Origin of the sequence: Thalassorhabdomicrobium marinisediminis (genome assembly GCF_003072065.1) — a bacterium.
In the GTDB taxonomy this organism is placed as follows: domain Bacteria; phylum Pseudomonadota; class Alphaproteobacteria; order Rhodobacterales; family Rhodobacteraceae; genus Octadecabacter; species Octadecabacter marinisediminis.
In genome coordinates this window covers 446,327-464,189 of sequence record NZ_QCYG01000001.1, presented here as the reverse complement: position 1 = coordinate 464,189, position 17,863 = coordinate 446,327, and the positions used below count along the sequence as shown (strand labels likewise).

Here is a 17,863-nt window from a genome sequence, read left to right as displayed (position 1 = left end):
CCGTGTCCCTTGCCCCCGGCCCCTGCGGCCGAAATCCTGTGCGCTGGCCCGACAATCAGGCGTGCAGCATGAGACCGGTGCCCACCGGGGGCGACCCAAAGGTTCGAGGCACATATGGTGCCCATATCCTGAAAACTGTCCCATGCCGGGAGAAACACCAGATATTGTGTTGTCCGATCCAGCCCGCACAAACTGGCCTAACTACACCTTGTGGGTCAACGGAATTTTTACCCCAAATCTGGATTTAAATATCTTGACCGGGACAAGACACCAGCCGCCGGACACGGTTGATAATTCATCCTCAAGGTTACGCACAGGTGGGGTCTGTGCCTTCGGAGCGGCCACCGATCCGGAAAGCGTTATAGTCCCTATGGATTTAGCGGGCGCGGCTCACCTTTTACGTGAATTATCCACAGCGCTGCCTGTGCGGCTGTTCGTGGGGGGATTCGGTGCTGGGGTCAGGGCAAAGTCTGTGTCAGACTTGTCACAACGTCCAAGATCGAAGGCAGAGACATGCGTAAAACCGTCGCGTTCGTGGCTCTCATTGTAGCGGGTTGCACTCAGGGCCCCACATCTGGTGTCGCGCCGGCGCCCTCCCCACCTGCGGGTTTGCAGCGCGCCTTTTTCGACACTTACCCTGCGGGCCTGTTCGAACTGGCCGCCGATGTCTGCGACGGACCCGCGCGCACGCTGTCGCGTCCCCGTCGGAATCAGGTTTTCTGTGCCGCCCTGCCCGACCCGAACGCAGCTGCCGCGCTGATCCTCGGCTACGACGGAACTGTTCAGGACTTGCCCACCTTCGTGACCGCCTTCAGCGGCGAATCCACGGCGCAGGGCTATCTCGTCACCGCCGACCTTTATATCCGGGTGCCGCAACGCCAGGGCGGCGCGGTGCTGCTGCGCCTGCCCGATCCGGAGGTCCAAGCGGAAGTGGCCCGCGTGTTGCAAGCCGCCGGCGGGCGGCTCCTCTGACAGACGGTTCTTGTGAGAGGTTGGGTTTTTGAAGAAGTGGTCGGGGCGAGATGATTCGAACATCCGACCCCCTGTACCCAAAACAGGTGCGCTACCAGGCTGCGCCACGCCCCGATCCGAGGCCTCATCTAATCCCTACACGCGCGGTTGAAAAGTGCTTTTTTCGGAAATTTTCTATTTTTCTGCGCAGGGCCAGGCCGCGTCCGCCCCAAGGCTTGGATGCTGGACCTCATCCCCCGCGGCCAGCCCCAGCCGGTCCGCCATGCCGCCGTTCACCTCAAGCACATATTGCACGGCATGGCCGCCATAGATTGGCGTCTCATCAAGCGGTTGCGCGTTGCTATGGATGTTGGAGACGATGCCATCCGCGCCGATGAACACCATATCAAGGGGAATCAGCGTGTTTCGCATCCAGAAACTGACGCTTTGCGGACGGTCATAGACGAAAAGCATCCCCTCCATCCGGCCCATCTGTTCGACGAACATCAATCCCTGCGCGCGTTCTTCTACGGTATCGACGACCGAGACCGTGAACCGCGCCTCACCGAACGCGCCACGAATCCGCAGCTCATCCTCCGTACAGGCCGCAGACGCGCTGCCGGCTAGGCCCGACACCACGGCGCTCGTGACGATCATCCCTGCGAGAGAGCGATTTCCCATGGCAACACCTCAGCCGCCATCAATCCGCGCTTGCCGTCAATGACCCGCACTGCGATGGCCTCACCGGGCAAAAGATCAGCCAGACCGGACAGACGCAAGACTTCGATATGCACGAAGACGTCAGCGTCTGACCCGAAGACATTGGCAAAGCCGAAGCCCTTGACCTTGTCGAACCATTTCACCCGTGCAGGCTCGGCCGGCGCGCTGGCCACGGCGGCCGGATCGAAATCGGCGAAATCCGCCAGAGCGGAGGCGGGCGAGCGCTCGGATTGCGGGATGTGCAGCACTTCCGAGGCTTGCAACCCGCGGTCGGTACGGATCACCCGCACCTCGATCTCGGTGCCGTCGGCCACCGAGGATTGGCCGAAATTGCGCAGCACATTGGCATGCAGCAGGATGTCCGGGCCCCCGTCCTGCGCCACGATGAAACCGAACCCCTTGCCCGGGTCGAACCATTTGACATGGCCGACCATTTCATATTCGTCAGTCTGTAAATCTTGCATTTTCTTCCCTTGCCCACGCGCCACCCAGCCGCTGCAGGCCTGTCCCATGGGCGGAACCGTGGACCCGCCCCCGAAAAATTACAAGCCTTTTCAAACGGTCACCCGCAGGTGCCGTGGGTTTCAAGGGTTCAGGCGCACCACCGACCAGGGCTGCGCACCCGTCTGCCGCGACCAGCGAAAGCGGTCATGCAACCGGAAGTCGCCATCGGCCCAGAACTCGATTTCCACCGGAGAGATTCGGAAGCCGCCCCAGAATGGCGGCCGCGCAGGATCGGTGCCGTGGCGCGCGGTCACCTTGGCGACCTCGGCCACGAGGGCCGCGCGGGACGAGAGCGGCCGCGACTGCTCCGACGCCCAGGCCCCCAGCCTGCTTTTAAGACTGCGCGAGCGGTAGTAAGTTTCGGCTTTCGCGCCCTCTTCACGCGTCACAGTGCCGCGGACACGAATCTGTCGGCGCAGGGATTTCCAGTGCATCACAAAGGCCGCCTTGCCGGTCGCGGCGATCTCCTGCCCCTTCTGGCTGTCGTAATTGGTATAGAAGACAAAGGCGCCGTCCCCATCGCCGTGGGCCTCAATCTCTTTCAAGAGCACCATGCGCGCATTGGGCATGCCGTCGGCATCAACCGTCGAAAGCGCGATGGCGTTGGGGTCGTTCGGCTCTTGCGTTTCGGCTTCCGCAAGCCAGCGGCGGGCGATCTCGAAAGGGTCGTCGCCTGCAAATTTTCCCGTCCGGTCCGCCATCTGCGCCCTCGTCCTTTTCAGCTTCCGCCCCATAGGTGACGCTGGGCCCGATTTGGTCAAGTCCCCTTCGCGGGGAACCTTGAAGCAGGCGTCATCATCGCCTAAACCGAAGCGCAAGAAGGCCGCCAGTCGCGCGCGCCGAACACAGGGGTCTTGGATGTCGAACAATCTGATGCAGGGAAAACGCGGGCTGATCATGGGCCTGGCCAACGACAAATCCATCGCTTGGGGGATCGCAAAGGCCCTGGGCGACGCGGGGGCCGAGCTTGCCTTTTCCTATCAGGGCGAGGCGTTGAAAAAACGTGTTGGGCCCTTGGCCGCCTCTTTGGGATCGGACATCGTGCTGCCCTGCGACGTGAGCGATGAGGCCTCGATCGACAGCCTGTTCGACGGGCTGAAAGAGCATTGGGACAGCCTCGATTTCGTCGTTCACGCCATCGGGTTCTCCGACAAGAACGAGCTGCGCGGCCGTTACGTGGACACCAGCCGCGACAATTTCACCATGACCATGGACATCAGCGTCTATTCCTTCACCTCGGTCATGCAACGGGCCGAGAAGATGATGAACGCGGGCGGTTCGGCCATCACGCTGACCTATTACGGCGCCGAGCGGATCATGCCGCACTACAACGTCATGGGCGTCGCCAAGGCCGCGCTCGAGGCGAGCGTGCGCTATCTGGCCGAGGATCTGGGCAAGGACGGCATCCGCGTGAACGCGATCTCGGCCGGGCCAATCAAGACGCTGGCCGCCTCGGGCATCGGCGACTTCCGCTACATCCTGAAATGGAACGAATACAACTCCCCCCTGCGCAAGAACGTGACGATCGATGAGGTGGGCGGCTCGGCCCTTTATCTTCTGTCCGATCTGAGCACCGGCGTCACCGGTGAGACGCATCACGTCGATGCAGGCTATCACGTGGTGGGCATGAAGGCGGTCGACGCGCCCGACATGTCGCCCAACAAGGACTGATACGATCAAACCCGCGAAGGAACAGCGCCCATGAGCACCCGAGACGACAACCGTCTGCCCCACGAAAAAGGCTTCCACATCTCCTGGGATCAAATCCATCGCGACAGTCGCGCGCTGGCTTGGCGGCTGGATGGCAAAGGGCCGGACGATGGCGGCTGGCGGGCGGTGGTCGCGATCACCCGCGGAGGCATGGCGCCGGCGATGATCGTGGCGCGGGAACTGGACGTGCGCACGGTCGATACGATCTCGGTCGTCTCCTATCACTCCGGTGGCGGTCAAGCGGACCAACGGCGGGATGCGAAAGTGCTCAAAAGCCCCGACGCCGAGATGATGGGCGACGGCACCGGCATCCTGATCGTCGATGATCTTGTAGACAGTGGCAAGACCATCGAACTGGTGCGGGGCCGCTATCCCAACGCCCATTTCGCCACCGTCTACGCCAAGCCGGAAGGGGAACCGCAGGTCGATACCTTCATCACCGGCGTGAGCCAGGACACCTGGATTTTCTTCCCCTGGGATATGGCGCTGCAATACGTGGAACCCTACCGCGGCAAGGACTGACCGGACGGACAGACCGCGCCCGACCCTTCGGGGAGAGTTTGCGGGGTCAGATGAAGCGAACCCGGTTCCGCCTTCATCTGACCGATAAACTCCCGCCGGAGGCTTCCGCCCTCTCGTCAGGACACTGTTCATGAGCCCTTCGCGCACCGCCAGCACTTTCCAGCCCCCAGTGATGGAGGCGCGCCGCTGGCTTGAGGGGGTCGACTTCACCGGCCGCCCGCTCATCAACGTGAGCCAGGCCGCCCCCGTCGATCCTCCGCCGTTGGAGATGCGCCAAGCGATGGCGCGGATGATTGTAGAGCAGGATGACACCCATCTTTATGGCCCCGTGCTGGGGCTGCCGGCGTTGCGGGCGCAGGTGGCGCAGGATTGGTCGCAAGCCTATGGCGGCCAGATCGGGGCCGAGAATGTGGCGATCACCTCCGGGTGCAATCAGGCCTTCACCGCCGCCATCGCCGCCCTGTGCGCCGAGGGGGATGAGGTCATCGTGCCGGTGCCCTATTACTTCAACCACCGCATGTGGCTCGACATGGCGGGCCTGCGCTGCGTGCCGCTGCCCGCCCGCGCCGGGCTGATCCCCGATCCGCAGGACGCTGCGACCCGCATTACCCCGCGCACCCGCGCCATCGTGCTGGTCACGCCGAACAACCCCGGCGGCGTTGAATATCCCGCCGAAACGGTGCGGGCCTTCTTCGAGCTGGCTCGCGCGCGTGGCCTCGCCTTGATCATCGACGAGACCTACCGCGATTTCCACAGCCGCGACGGCGCGCCCCATGATCTGTTTCGCGATCCCGACTGGGACCAGACGTTGATCCAGCTCTATTCCTTCTCCAAGGCCTACCGTCTGACCGGGCACCGCGTCGGCGCGATGGTGGCCTCGGACACCCGTCTGGCCGAGGCAGAGAAGTTCCTCGACACGGTGACCATCTGCCCCAACCAGCTTGGCCAGCACGCGGCCCTTTGGGGGATGCGCAACCTCGGCGACTGGCTGGCGGGGGAGCGGCGCGCAATCCTTGACCGCCGCGCCGCCATCGAAGCGCTGTTCCCCAAGCTCGCCGCCCAAGGCTGGGTGCTGGAAGGCTGCGGCGCCTATTTCGCCTATGTCCGACACCCCTTCGATATGCCCTCGGACGAGCTGGCCCGCGATCTGGTGCGGCAGGCCCATGTGCTGACCCTGCCCGGCACCATGTTCATGCCAGAGGGTCAGGGCAAGCGGCACCTGCGTCTGGCCTTCGCCAATGTGGATCGCGCGGGCCTCACGGTATTGTTCGACCGGCTTGCAGCCTACAGCCCCGCGCCGTAGCCAACACCGCTTGCACGCACCGGCCCCCTTGCATATGCAGTTGCAAACAGGATTTCTGCGCAAGATCGGGGCGACTAGACCATGGCCAAAGGCACCACCAAGAACTTTTTTGTCTGGATCATTCTGGGCCTGCTTTTCGTCGGCTTGATGGGCTTTGGGGCCACGGGCCTGACGGGCAACGTCAACACCGTGGGCACCGTAGGTGAGAAACCCGTGACGGTGCAGACCTATTACAACGCACTGCAGACGCAGATGAACATTCGCGGCAACCAACTTGGCCGTCAGATGTCCTTCCCTGAGGCCGAGGCCGAAGGTCTGCCGATCCGTGCTTTGCAGTCGGTCGTGGCCGAGCGCAGCCTGGACAACGAGGTTGCGCAGCTTGGCCTGTCGGTGGGCGATGAGGTCGTGCGCGAACAGGTCCGCCAGACCCCGGCCTTCCGCGGTCTGGACGGTGCCTTCAGTCGCGATGCCTACCGCGAAGCGCTCGCCCGGTCTGGCCTGACCGTGCGGGAATATGAAACAACCCTGCGCGACGGTGCCTCGCGCGCGTTGTTGCAAGGGGCGGTCTTCACCGGCATCCCTGCGCCCGAGACCTATGGTGAGACCGTAGCGCAATTCGTGCGCGAGGAGCGCGCGTTCACCTGGGCCACGCTGTCGGCCGAGCATCTCAATATCGTGTTGCCGGAACCTTCGGAAGAGGATTTGCAGGCCCACTACGACGCCAACCCCGACCTTTACACCAGCCCCGAGACACGGGTGATCCGCTATGTCTGGCTGACGCCGGACATGATTCAGGACGATATGCCCGTCGACGAAGAGGCGCTGCGCGCCGAATATGACGACCGGATCGCCGAATTCGTCCAGCCCGAACGCCGGTTGATCGAGCGCCTTGTGTTCCGCGATGAGGCCACCGCCGAAGCCGCACGCGACGCCATCGCGACGGATGAGACGTCGTTCCCCGAACTGGTGGCGGAGCGCGGGCTCACGCTTGATGACGTGGACGCGGGCGACGTGACCGAGGCGCAGATGGGTGAGGCTGGTGAGGCGATCTTTGGCGCCGAGACCGGCGAAGTCGTGGGCCCCTTTCCCACCGACCTCGGCCCCGCGCTTTACCGCGTGAACGCTGTGCTCGCCGCGCAGGAAATCACCTTTGAAGAGGCTATGCCCGACCTGCGCGAAGATCAGGCCGCCGCCCGTGCCCGCCGCATGATCGAGGACCAGATCGACCCGATCAACAACCTGCTCGCCGGGGGGGCGCAGCTTGCCGATGTGGCCGAGCAGACCGACATGCAACTGGGTGAGATCGAGTGGTCTGCCAGCGTCGACGACGGCATCGCCGCCTATGCCGCCTTCCGCGATCAGGCACAGGCGCAGGGCGAAGGCGACTACGCCGAGCTGAGCGAACTGGAAGATGGCGGACTGTTTGCATTGGAAGTCACCGAGGTGCGCGAACCGGCGCTGATCCCGATGGACGAGGCCCGCGCCGACGTGATCGCCGGATGGGAGGCCGAGGCCACCGCGCAGGCGGTGCTGGATGAGGCCGAAGCCCGCGCCGCACGGCTGCGCGAAGGCGTGCAGGACTTCACCGCCGTCGACCTCGAGCCGCAAGAGGAAGAGGGGCTGACCCGCCGCGGGTTCATCAATGGGGCCCCGCGCGACTTCATGGCCCGCGTCTTCGAGATGGAGGTGGGCGAGGTGCGCGTGCTGCCCAACGACGGGGCGGCGGTCATCGTGCGGCTGGACGACATCAGCGCCGCGGACACCGGCGATGAAGCCTATACCGCTGAGGTCGATGCGGTCGCCGGACAGGCCGGTGAAGGCATCGCGCAGGACATCTACGAGCTTTACACCCGCGCGGTGCAGGTGCGCACCGATGTGCAGATCAACGACGCGGCCATCAATGCCGTCCACGCGAACTTCCGGTAGATCATGACCCCTGATTTCGACAGTTTCCGCGCCGGATATGACGCAGGCGAGAACCAGATCGTCTATACCCGCCTGACCGCCGACCTCGACACGCCGGTGTCCCTGATGCTGAAGCTGACGCAGGCGGGCCGACATGCATTTCTGCTGGAATCGGTGACCGGCGGTGAGGTGCGCGGGCGCTATTCGATCATCGGCATGAAGCCCGATCTGATCTGGGAATGTCACGGCGCGCGCAGCCGGATCAATCGAGATGCGCGCTTCGATGACACTGCCTTCACCGAGCAGGACGCAGAGCCACTCGACGCCCTGCGCGCCCTGATCGCGGAAAGCCGCATTGACCTGCCCGACGACCTGCCCGCCGCCAGCGCGGGGCTGTTCGGCTATCTCGGGTATGACATGATCCGGCTGGTGGAACATCTGCCGCAGGTGAACCCGGACCCGCTGGACCTGCCCGATGCGGTGATGCTGCGCCCCTCGGTGGTGGCGGTATTGGACGGCGTCAAGGGTGAGGTGATCCTCGTCGCGCCCGCCTATGCCACCTCGGGGCTCTCGGCCAAGGCGGCCTATGCGCAGGCGGCCGAACGGGTGATGGACGCGCAACGGGCGTTAGAGCTGCCCATGCCGATGGCCGAACGCACGCTGGGGGCGGCCGCCGAAGCCCCCGCGCCCGTGTCGAACTTCACAAAGTCCGGCTATCTTGAGGCGGTGGAGAAGGCCAAGGCCTACATCCGCGCGGGCGACATCTTCCAATGCGTGCCCAGCCAGCGCTGGACGCAGACTTACTCCGAGCCGCCGTTTGCACTTTACCGGTCGCTGCGGCGCACCAACCCCTCGCCCTTCATGTTCTATTTCAACTACGGCGATTATCAGGTGATCGGCGCCAGCCCGGAGATCCTTGTGCGGGTTTTCGGGGACGAGGTCACGATCCGGCCCATCGCAGGCACGCGGCCCCGCGGGGCTACGCCAGAAGAGGACAAGGCCAACGAAGCGGACCTGATGGCCGACCAGAAGGAGCTGGCCGAGCACCTCATGCTGCTTGATCTGGGGCGCAACGACACGGCCAAGGTCAGCAAGATCGGCACCGTGCGCCCGACCGAACAATTCGTCGTCGAACGCTACAGCCACGTCATGCACATCGTCAGCAACGTGGTGGGCGAGTTGGCCGAGGATCAGGACGCGCTGTCTGCGTTCTTCGCGGGCATGCCCGCGGGCACCGTCTCGGGCGCGCCGAAGGTCCGCGCGATGGAGATTATCGACGAGCTTGAGCCGGAAAAGCGCGGTGTCTATGGCGGGGGATGCGGATATTTCAGCGCCAATGGGGACATGGATATGTGCATCGCCCTGCGCACCGCCGTGCTCAAGGGCGACCAGCTTTACATTCAGGCGGGCGGTGGCGTGGTCTATGACAGCGACGCCGAAGCCGAATACATGGAGACCGTGCACAAGAGCAACGCCATCCGACGCGCGGCGGCCGATGCGGCGATGTTCGGGTCGGGCAACCGCTAGCCGGACTTAATCCCCCAGCGCCGCGATCACCCGGTCCGCCATGCCGGCGCAACGTTGTCCGTCGAAGGGAAAGATCGCGTCGAAGCCGCCTTCGATCCGCTGCTCAAGCGCCTGCCGCAGCTTGCGCCTTGCGCGGAACAGGCGGGTTTTGACAGTGATCGGGTTCAGCGACAGATCGCGCCCGATCTCGCGCAGGGTCATATGCTCCGCCTCGCGCAGCAGAAACGGCAGTCGCAACTCGGACGGCAGGCTGGCGACCGCATCCTCAAGCAAGGCGCGGATCTGTGCCCGCCCCAAAGCCACCTCCGGTCGGTCCGGATCCTGCCCGGGAAAGGCATGGATGGACGCTGCGGCGGGCCTGTGTTCTGTCACCGTGTCATACTCCTTATGCTGTTGCTTGCGCCGCAGATGCATCCGCGCATTGTTGATCGCGATGCGGGTGATCCAGGTGGAGAACCGCGCCTCACCCCGGAAAGTCTCAAGCTTGTGGAAGGCGTTGAGGTAGCTTTCCTGCACCACATCCTCGGCCTCTTCATCGCTGCCGACGATGCCACGGGCCACGCGGAACAGGCGCGGGTTCATGCGGCGGATCAACTCGCGCAGGGCGGCCTCCTCACCGGTCCGGGCGGCCGCGACCAGAGCTTGCTCTGAACAGGCGCGCGGGTCCGTCGTCTCGGATGCGGATCGGTTCAGCACGCTCATGGCTCACCCCCTTGCTGGATCGCGCCCTGTGCCAGAATATCGTCCACCGGCGCGAACCCGTTCAACGCGGCGTCCGGCAGGTCGCTGGCGCTTTCCACCGGCCCCTGCCATCCGGCATCCGTGGGCCGTCCGACCACGATGCGCCCGACCATGCCCGCCATCTCGTGCGGCAGGCAATAATAGTCATAGACGCCGGGCACCGTCAGCATGACCTCGAACTGCGCGTCGGGCAACAGAAAGCCACTGTCCCAAGGCGTGGCCGCGTCGGGGATGCGCAGGCTGCGACCGTAAAGGTCGGGATGATAAGCGGTGGCCGTATGGCTGTTGCCCGCGTCGCGATTGACGAAGCGCACAAGCGTGCCCGGGTTCACATGCAGCCCGTGGGGCCGAAACCAGACATGCTCGCCCCGCGCGGTCCCGGCCATCTCGACAACCGCGACCGCGTCACTCGGGGCCCCCCGCAGGATCGCGGGGAGCGAGAGGGCCGCCAAAAGGCCGCCCCCCAGTTTCAGGACGTCACGCCGATGCCGGGTCATTCTGCCAACCGTGCCTTGGCCCCGTCATCGTGATAGAGCACGACATGGGCGTGGGGGGCCTCAACCCCGGGGTGGCCTGCATTGTAGTAGATATCGACCGAGGTGACCTCGGACGCCCCAAGGGCGAGGTCGTCGTAAGAGGTGCCACCCTCAAGCTCGGCCAGCGGCGTCATGTAGATCGTGGCCGAGAGCATCCCGTCGTGGTCGTAGGCCAGAAACGGCCCGGCGGGCAGCATGTCGGGATTGACGAAGAGCGTGCCCAGCCCCGGGATGAACTCCGGCAAGGGCAGCGCGTCGCTCACCTGCACGAAAGGCTCCCCCGGAGGGGCCTGCATCATGGCATCATGCCCTTCGGCAAAAGCGGCAGAACCGGCGGCAAGCGCGGCACTCAGAATGATGGGTCTCAACATAGCGTTTCCTTTCAAAGCCTGTGTCACAACCAGACACACGCCCCATTGGATGCAGGTGAGACACAAAGGTTCCCGGGGGGAGGGACGAATTCCCCGCGCCGGTCGCAACCCATTGAAAGGAAAAACTATTCCGCGAGGTCTTTCATCAGGATCGCGGAGAGCGGCACCAGATCGACTTCGCCGCGCTGGTTCGCGGTGCCCCAGAGGATCAGCGCAGAGATCGTATCCGGCCGCACGCGCCCGACCAGCACCACGCCGCTTTCCTGCCGCGCGCGGAATGCGGCCTGATCGACGAAGCGGCGCACCACGCGCGCATCCTGGTTGTTCGGATCAAGGTCGCGGTAGATCTCGACCGCGGGCACCTCGGCCTGGGCGGCGGCCCGGGTCGCCATGTTCAGCCCTTGTGCCACCGTGGCATAGCCGCGCCCCTGCGCGCTGAGGATTTGCATCACCTGCGCCGTCACCGCGCGGTCTGCTTGCAACCCGCCCTGCCCCAGATCCAGCAGGGCGACCGCCTCGGGCAAGGTGGCGAAGACGCTCTCCAGCGTCACCTCGACATCCGCCGGCTGAGCCCCCTCGGGGATCTTCGCCAGCGCGGCAATCTCATAGCCCTCATCGCGGTAGGCCCGCATCCGGTCGCGCGCGTTGGGCATCGCGGGATCGAGCGCGATGGTGACCGGGAACGGCAGGCCCGACAGGGCAGCGGCGGCGGCGGACATGCGTCCGTCGTCCAGCAGCGTTATGGACATGAGCGGCCCATCCGCGTCCCCCGCGTCGGCGGCATAAAGCGAGAGGGCATCCAGCCCCTCTGCCCCCTTTACCCCCGCCGCTGTGGCCTCTGGCGCATCTGCCGTATCCTCAAGACCGGGGCGGCGGACGGTCACGCCCGTGTCACGATCCGCCAGCAGCCCGTTGTCCTGCCCCTGCATCTGCAACCGGCGTGGATCATCCGCCGGCGCGGCGACCTCGGGGGCCACGTCCACGACGTCGGGCGCTTCGGCTTCGGGCGACAGGATCGTCACTTCCGGCGCGTCGGACGTGCCCGGCTCGGCGCTAGGCGCCGTGGGCTGCGCCGGGGCGTCGGGGATTACGGCAGGTGCTTTATCTTGCGCGAGGTCGCCGCTCACGGTCTCCGCCTCCGGTCCGTCAGCCTCCGTCCCGGTCGTCTCCGTCCCGGGCTCAATAACAAAAACCTCATATTCGGCGTCCGGCGCGGTGCCATCCGTGGGCGTATCCGCCTCCACCGCGTCCGGCTCGATAACCACCAACGGCTGCGCCGGCGCGGTCGAGACAGTCAAATCCGATTCGGCATCAGGCACGGCGGGCGCTTGCCCCTGTGGGTTCGGCAAGACCGGGGCCACGGGCTCGGCCCCGAAGCCGGCTTCGTCGGAGGGGTCCGGCGCCGTCATGCTGCCCTCGACCGACACGACGGTGGGCTGGTCCAGCGGGTCGGTGTCTGCGCGGGGGCTCTCTGCCTCGGGCGTGGCTGCCTGCGGTGTGGCTGGCTCGGTGCTCGCCGCCTCTTCCTCGGGCAAGGCCGGGGTGATCGGAACGGTGATCGTCACGCTGCCCACCGGCGAGGACGGCGCGCTGTCGCGGCCCCCTTCTGCTGCGGTTTCTGCCTGATCCTGCAGCGCGTCCCCCTCGACCGCCGCCACTTCCGGCGCATCCACCAGCGGCGCTTCCGGCGGCGTCGAGCCTGCGGGCTGTTCGCTTATCACCGAAAGCGTGCCCAGCCCCAGCAATGAGACCAGTGCGCCCACCAACAAACCGCCAATCAACCCCTGCATACTGCCGTCGCCCCTTGTCTGCTGTGCGTGCCCCTCTCACGGGGGCGTCGCGATGCCAATGCGGGCCTTGACGCACCTTCCGGACCGGCCCATGTATGGCGGCAGTATAAAGGGGTCGCGCCTGCGGACGATAGCCCCAATTTGAGCGGACCCGAAGGGGGGCGGACCGATGCTTCTGCTGATCGATAACTACGACAGCTTCACCTATAATCTGGTGCATTATTTCGGCGAATTGGGCGCCGATGTGGTCGTGCGCCGCAACGACGCGATCACCGTGGACGAGGCGATGGGCATGGGGGCCGAGGGCATCGTCCTCTCACCCGGGCCTTGCGATCCCGCCCGCGCAGGCATCTGCCTTGCGGTCACAAAAGCCGCCGCTGCCGCGCGCATGCCCCTCATGGGGGTCTGTCTGGGCCACCAGACCATCGGAGAGGCGTTCGGCGGCCGCGTGGTGCGCGGGCATGAGATCGTGCACGGCAAGATGGGCACCATGCACCACAAGGGCATTGGCCTTTTCAAAGGGTTGCCCAACCCGTTCGAGGCCACACGCTACCATTCACTGATCGTTGAGCGCGCCACCCTTCCCGCCTGTCTTGCGGTCACGGCCGAGCTGGCCGATGGCACGATCATGGGCCTGCAGCACCGCGATTTGCCGATCCACGGCGTGCAATTCCACCCCGAAAGCATCAAATCCGAACACGGGCACGGGATGATCCGCAACTTTCTGGACATGTTGCCCTCGTCCCATCCCACTGCTGAGAAGGTCCCCGCATGAGCGACAAGCTGAAACCGCTGATCTACGCCGCCTCCGAAGGCCCGCTGAGCCGCGCCCAGGCCGAGCTTGCCTTCGACGCCCTGTTCGAGGGCGAGGCGAGCGAGGCGCAGATCGGCGGGCTTCTCATGGCGATGCGGGCGCGGGGCGAATCCGTGGCTGAATATGCCGCCGCCGCCAAGGCGATGCGCGACCGCTGCGTGCCCGTCACCGCGCCCGAGGGGGCGATGGACATCGTCGGCACCGGCGGCGATGGCAAAGGCACGCTCAACATCTCCACCGCCACCGCCTTTGTTGTGGCGGGTGCGGGCGTGCCCGTGGCCAAGCACGGCAACCGCAACCTGTCGTCGAAATCCGGCGCGGCGGACGCTCTGGGGCAGATGGGCATCGACGTCATGGTCGGCGCGGAGGTCGTGGAACGCTGCATCGCGGAGGCGGGTATCGGCTTCATGATGGCCCCCATGCACCATCCGGCGATCAAACACGTTATGCCCGCACGGCAAGAGCTTGGCTGCAAGACCATCTTCAACATCCTTGGCCCCCTGACCAACCCGGCTGGCGTCAAACGTCAGCTGACCGGGGCCTTCGCCATCGACCTGATCTTCCCCATGGCCGAAACGCTCAAGGACCTCGGCTCGGATGCCGCCTGGATCGTGCACGGCTCCGACGGCACCGATGAGATCTCGATTTGCGGATCCACCTCTGTCGCGGCCCTCTCGCAGGGCCTGATCACCGCGCGTGAGGTTCACCCCGAGGACGCCGGCCTGCCGGTCCACCCGTTCCATGCGATTCTGGGCGGCGCGCCGGAAGACAACGCCCGCGCCTTCCGCAACTTGCTCGACGGCGAACAGGGCGCCTACCGCGACGCCGTCCTGCTCAACGCCGCGGCCGCCCTGCTGGTGGCAGGCCGCGCCGACAGCCTGAAAGAGGGTGTGGCCATGGCGCGCGACAGCATCGACAGCGGCGCCGCCAAACGCAGCGTCGAGACCGTCGCCCGCATCACCCAAGGCGGCTGATCCCCGCAGTCCTCAACTCAATCTTTGCTTCACAAATATCCCGGGGGAGTCGCGCAGCGACGGGGGCAGCGCCCCCCGCTTCTCTCATATAGACCGCCTGCGCCCTGCAAAATTTTCCCACCTTCCCCATCCCACCGCGATTGCCTTCCGCCCGGGTCGGCGCTAGCTATGGGCCATGGATATACTGGACAAAATCAAAGCCTATAAACTCGACCACATCGCCACCTGCAAAGAGGAGCGACCCCAGGCCGAGGTCGAAGCCGCCGCGCGCGATGCCTCGCCCACGCGCGGGTTTGCGGACCGTCTGGCCGAAGCCAGCCGTGAGGGCTATGGGCTCATCGCCGAGATCAAGAAGGCCAGCCCGTCCAAGGGCGTGATCCGCGAGGATTTCGATCCCGAAGCTCTCGCCGAAGCCTATGCCGAAGGCGGCGCGAGCTGTCTGAGCGTGCTAACCGACGGACCGTCGTTCCAGGGCGCCGACGAATATCTCACCCGCGCCCGCGCTGCCTGCGATCTGCCGGTCCTGCGCAAGGATTTTCTGTTCGACACCTATCAGGTGACCGAAGCGCGGGGCCTCGGCGCGGATGCAATCCTGATCATCATGGCCGCCGTCGACGACGAACAGGCCGCTGAGCTTGAGGCCGCGGCCTTCGAATGGGACATGGACGTGTTGATCGAAGTCCACAACCAGGAAGAGCTAGAACGCGCCGAACGGCTCAAATCACCGCTCATCGGCATCAATAACCGCAACCTGTCCACGTTCGAGACCTCCCTCGACGTCACACGAAAACTTGCCAAGCTGGTGCCGCCAGACCGGGTGATCGTCAGCGAGAGCGGGTTGGACTCGCCCGATGACCTCGCCGATATCGCGCGGTTCGGGGCCCGGAGCTTCCTGATCGGCGAAAGCCTCATGCGCAAGGACGACGTCGCCACCGCAACGCGAGAGCTGCTGGCCGCGCCGCAAACCATGGGCGGGATGTGAGCAAAAGCGGCGATTCCCTCTCGCATTTCGACAGCTCGGGCCAGGCGCATATGGTCGATGTTTCGGGCAAACCGGTCACGGACAGGATCGCCACGGCCACGGGCTGGATCCGGATGACCGAAGCGACATTGGCCTTTGTCACCGAAGGCACGGCGAAGAAAGGCGACGTGCTGGGCATCGCGCGGATCGCTGGCATTCAGGGCGCGAAGAAGACCGCCGATCTGATCCCGCTGTGCCATCCCTTACCGATCACCAAGGTCACGCTCGAGTTGACACCCGACGCCAGCCTGCCCGGCGTGCGCGTGACGGCCACGGTCAAAACCTCCGGCCAGACCGGGGTCGAGATGGAAGCGCTCACGGCGGTCTCCACCGCCTTACTCACCGTTTACGACATGCTCAAGGCCGTGCAAAAAGACATGGAAATCGGCGGCTTGCAGGTCGTTCTTAAAGATGGCGGCGCGTCGGGCCGGTTCGAAAGATGATCCCGGTCGAAGAGGCGCAGGCGCTCTGCCTTGATCTCGTGCGCCCCGGTGCGATCGAAGAGGTTTCCTTGGCCGACGCTCTGGGCCGCACCCTCGCCGCACCAGCCAAAGCGACCCGCGACCAGCCGCCCTTTCCCACCTCCGCCATGGACGGCTACGCGCTGCGCGACGCGCTGCAGGGCGACACGCTTCCGGTTATCGGAGAATCCGCCGCCGGCCACCGGTGGGACGGGACGCTCGGCAAAGGTCAGGCCATTCGGATCTTCACCGGCGCGCCGGTCCCTGACGGGGCCGACCGGGTGGTTTTGCAAGAGAATGTCACGCGCGACGGCGACCGTATCACACTCACCGAGCCGCTTAGCGACAACCTTAATATCAGAGCGCAAGGTGCTGATTTCAAAATCGGATTCTCTGTCGAATCCCCTCGCATCCTCGGCCCCGCCGACCTCGCGCTTTTGGCGGCGATGAATTGCCCGCGGGTCACAGTGACCCGCCGCCCCAAGGTCGCGTTGATCTCGAACGGCGACGAACTCGTGATGCCGGGGGCAAACCCCACCGCCGACCAGATCATCGCCTCCAACGTCTTCGCCCTGCAAGCCATGGTGCGACAGGCCGGGGGCGACCCCTTGGTGCTGCCCATCGCGGCCGATACGCCTGCTGCGCTCGACCGGGTCCTGCTCGACGCAGCCGACTGGGGCGCGGATCTGATCGTCACCATTGGCGGCGCCTCGGTGGGCGACCACGACCTCGTCGCACCGGCGCTCGACCGCTTTGGCGTGACCCGCAGTTTCCACAAAATCGCCATGCGCCCCGGCAAGCCGCTAATGGCCGGTGCGAAGGGCGACTTGGCCGTGCTCGGACTGCCGGGAAATCCAGTCTCTGCGGTTGTTTGCGGGCAATTGTTCATGTTGCCCATGATCCGCCGCATGTTGGGTCAAACGTGCGTACTGCCCGAGGCTCTAACCGCGCGCCTGACAGCGACCCTTCCCGCCGGAGGCCCACGCGCACATTACATGCGTGCAGCCTTCGCCGAAACAGAACACCACCGCGAAGTGACGCCCTTCGACAGGCAGGACAGCTCAATGCTCACGGTCCTCGCCGCCGCCAACTGCCTGCTGCTGAGGCCGATCAACTGTCCAGTAAGCGCCCCGGGCGATGCCGTTACCATCCTGCCGTTCTAACCCTGTTTGTTCTCGCTTTACCCTCGCCCGCCAAGGGGCTCGTGGAACATGTTGACACAAAACAGGAACTTATGTAGAACAACCGCAACCGTCTGATGTTGAGGGAGCGACCCATGCTAACCAAGAAGCAACTCGATCTGCTGGAGTTCATTCACAAGCGCGTTCAGCGTGACGGGGTTCCCCCAAGCTTTGATGAGATGAAGGAAGCGCTTGATCTCAAATCGAAATCTGGAATCCACCGCTTGATTACGGCGCTTGAGGAACGGGGCTTTATCCGGCGCTTGGCCCATCGCGCCCGCGCACTTGAGATCGTGAAGCTCCCCGATGCGCTGGAAGCGAAGCTCGGCCAGAGCCAAAGCAGCTTCAAGCCGCAGGTTATCGATGGCGACCGCCCGGACCAACGCCCCGTTGCGGCGCAGTCTCTCCCCACGTCGGGTGCGGCTGCGGGCGTGATCGACCTTCCGGTGATGGGCCGGATTGCCGCCGGTGTGCCGATCGCGGCGATCTCCGAAGTCAGTCACAACGTCGCGGTGCCGGCGGCCATGGTCGGCAAGGGTGAACACTACGCCCTTGAGGTCAAAGGGGATTCCATGATTGACGCGGGCATCAATGATGGCGATGTGGTCATCATCCGAGAGACTGTGACCGCCGACAACGGAGATATTGTCGTGGCTTTGGTTGAGGATGCGGAAGCCACACTGAAACGCTATCGCCGCAACGGCAACGCGATCGCACTGGAAGCTGCGAACCCGGCCTATGAAACCCGCCTGTTCCGCGACGATCAGGTCAAGGTGCAGGGGCGCCTTGTGGGGTTGATCCGCTCGTATTAGGGCTTCAATGCCAGTTTGGG

General features: G+C 64.9%; 19 protein-coding genes and 1 tRNA gene. 12 read left to right on the top strand and 8 right to left on the bottom strand.

Translation table 11 applies throughout. From position 1 onward, the window contains the following. Positions 1-513: 513 nt before the first annotated feature. Positions 514-972, top strand: coding sequence for a hypothetical protein (locus DC363_RS02280; protein ID WP_108639489.1), 459 nt, complete (start codon positions 514-516; stop codon positions 970-972). A 37-nt stretch (positions 973-1,009) separates the two neighbouring features. Here DC363_RS02280 and DC363_RS02275 read toward each other — a convergent pair. The 4 genes from DC363_RS02275 to pdxH form a co-directional block, all read right to left on the bottom strand. Beyond that, positions 1,010-1,086 (bottom strand) — tRNA-Pro (locus tag DC363_RS02275). Between the two features lie 60 nt (positions 1,087-1,146). Next, positions 1,147-1,632 carry a DUF192 domain-containing protein gene (locus DC363_RS02270; RefSeq protein ID WP_241962895.1) on the bottom strand — a complete coding sequence of 162 codons (486 nt, stop codon included), beginning with the start codon at positions 1,630-1,632 and terminating at the stop codon, positions 1,147-1,149. Then, entirely contained in the window at positions 1,605-2,135 is a 531-nt protein-coding gene (locus tag DC363_RS02265; RefSeq protein ID WP_108639487.1) for a cold-shock protein, read from the bottom strand. The genes DC363_RS02270 and DC363_RS02265 overlap by 28 nt, the downstream gene beginning before the upstream one ends. 120 nt (positions 2,136-2,255) lie before the next feature. Next, positions 2,256-2,876: a pyridoxamine 5'-phosphate oxidase gene (gene pdxH, locus DC363_RS02260; RefSeq protein WP_108639486.1), complete on the bottom strand. Its 621-nt coding sequence runs from the start codon at positions 2,874-2,876 to the stop codon at positions 2,256-2,258. Positions 2,877-3,033: 157 nt separating this feature from the next. Between pdxH and fabI the strand changes: the two genes are divergently transcribed. From fabI to trpE, 5 genes are all read left to right on the top strand, one after another. Beyond that, entirely contained in the window at positions 3,034-3,846 is an 813-nt protein-coding gene (gene fabI, locus DC363_RS02255) for an enoyl-ACP reductase FabI (RefSeq protein ID WP_108639485.1), read from the top strand. A gap of 30 nt (positions 3,847-3,876) precedes the next feature. After that, complete coding sequence (gpt, locus tag DC363_RS02250) at positions 3,877-4,407, top strand: xanthine phosphoribosyltransferase (RefSeq protein ID WP_108639484.1); 531 nt, start codon at positions 3,877-3,879, stop codon at positions 4,405-4,407. A gap of 130 nt (positions 4,408-4,537) precedes the next feature. Beyond that, positions 4,538-5,710, top strand: a complete 1,173-nt coding sequence (locus DC363_RS02245) for an aminotransferase (protein ID WP_108639483.1) — start codon at positions 4,538-4,540, stop codon at positions 5,708-5,710. 81 nt (positions 5,711-5,791) lie between these two features. Then, positions 5,792-7,636, top strand: coding sequence for a SurA N-terminal domain-containing protein (locus DC363_RS02240; protein ID WP_108639482.1), 1,845 nt, complete (start codon positions 5,792-5,794; stop codon positions 7,634-7,636). Between the two features lie 3 nt (positions 7,637-7,639). Beyond that, the gene (gene trpE, locus DC363_RS02235; protein ID WP_108639481.1) at positions 7,640-9,142 is read left to right on the top strand and encodes an anthranilate synthase component I; all 1,503 of its coding nucleotides are present in this window, start codon (positions 7,640-7,642) and stop codon (positions 9,140-9,142) included. 6 nt (positions 9,143-9,148) lie between these two features. On the opposite strand, the gene DC363_RS02230 is transcribed toward trpE, so the two are convergent. The 4 genes from DC363_RS02230 to DC363_RS02215 form a co-directional block, all read right to left on the bottom strand. Beyond that, positions 9,149-9,844, bottom strand: coding sequence for an RNA polymerase sigma factor (locus tag DC363_RS02230; protein ID WP_108639480.1), 696 nt, complete (start codon positions 9,842-9,844; stop codon positions 9,149-9,151). After that, on the bottom strand, positions 9,841-10,380 hold the full coding sequence (locus DC363_RS02225) for a plastocyanin/azurin family copper-binding protein (protein WP_108639479.1): 540 nt from the start codon (positions 10,378-10,380) through the stop codon (positions 9,841-9,843). Before DC363_RS02225 ends, DC363_RS02230 begins: the two co-directional genes overlap by 4 nt. Continuing rightward, positions 10,377-10,790 (bottom strand): hypothetical protein, encoded by a 414-nt coding sequence (locus DC363_RS02220; RefSeq protein WP_108639478.1) that lies wholly within the window; start codon positions 10,788-10,790, stop codon positions 10,377-10,379. The genes DC363_RS02225 and DC363_RS02220 overlap by 4 nt, the downstream gene beginning before the upstream one ends. Before the next feature lie 125 nt (positions 10,791-10,915). Then, positions 10,916-12,580 (bottom strand): divergent polysaccharide deacetylase family protein, encoded by a 1,665-nt coding sequence (locus tag DC363_RS02215; protein WP_108639477.1) that lies wholly within the window; start codon positions 12,578-12,580, stop codon positions 10,916-10,918. Positions 12,581-12,749: 169 nt separating this feature from the next. Between DC363_RS02215 and DC363_RS02210 the strand changes: the two genes are divergently transcribed. The 6 genes from DC363_RS02210 (at position 12,750) to lexA (ending at position 17,843) form a co-directional block, all read left to right on the top strand. After that, positions 12,750-13,355, top strand: coding sequence for an anthranilate synthase component II (locus tag DC363_RS02210; RefSeq protein ID WP_108639476.1), 606 nt, complete (start codon positions 12,750-12,752; stop codon positions 13,353-13,355). After that, on the top strand, positions 13,352-14,368 hold the full coding sequence (gene trpD / locus DC363_RS02205; protein ID WP_108639475.1) for an anthranilate phosphoribosyltransferase: 1,017 nt from the start codon (positions 13,352-13,354) through the stop codon (positions 14,366-14,368). Before DC363_RS02210 ends, trpD begins: the two co-directional genes overlap by 4 nt. A 175-nt stretch (positions 14,369-14,543) precedes the next feature. Further along, on the top strand, positions 14,544-15,350 hold the full coding sequence (gene trpC, locus DC363_RS02200; protein ID WP_108639474.1) for an indole-3-glycerol phosphate synthase TrpC: 807 nt from the start codon (positions 14,544-14,546) through the stop codon (positions 15,348-15,350). Continuing rightward, positions 15,347-15,832, top strand: a complete 486-nt coding sequence (gene moaC, locus DC363_RS02195) for a cyclic pyranopterin monophosphate synthase MoaC (RefSeq protein WP_277871149.1) — start codon at positions 15,347-15,349, stop codon at positions 15,830-15,832. The genes trpC and moaC overlap by 4 nt, the downstream gene beginning before the upstream one ends. After that, positions 15,829-17,013 carry a molybdopterin molybdotransferase MoeA gene (locus DC363_RS02190; protein ID WP_108639473.1) on the top strand — a complete coding sequence of 395 codons (1,185 nt, stop codon included), beginning with the start codon at positions 15,829-15,831 and terminating at the stop codon, positions 17,011-17,013. The genes moaC and DC363_RS02190 overlap by 4 nt, the downstream gene beginning before the upstream one ends. A 113-nt stretch (positions 17,014-17,126) precedes the next feature. Next, positions 17,127-17,843 (top strand): transcriptional repressor LexA, encoded by a 717-nt coding sequence (gene lexA / locus DC363_RS02185; RefSeq protein ID WP_108639472.1) that lies wholly within the window; start codon positions 17,127-17,129, stop codon positions 17,841-17,843. Positions 17,844-17,863: the final 20 nt, after the last annotated feature.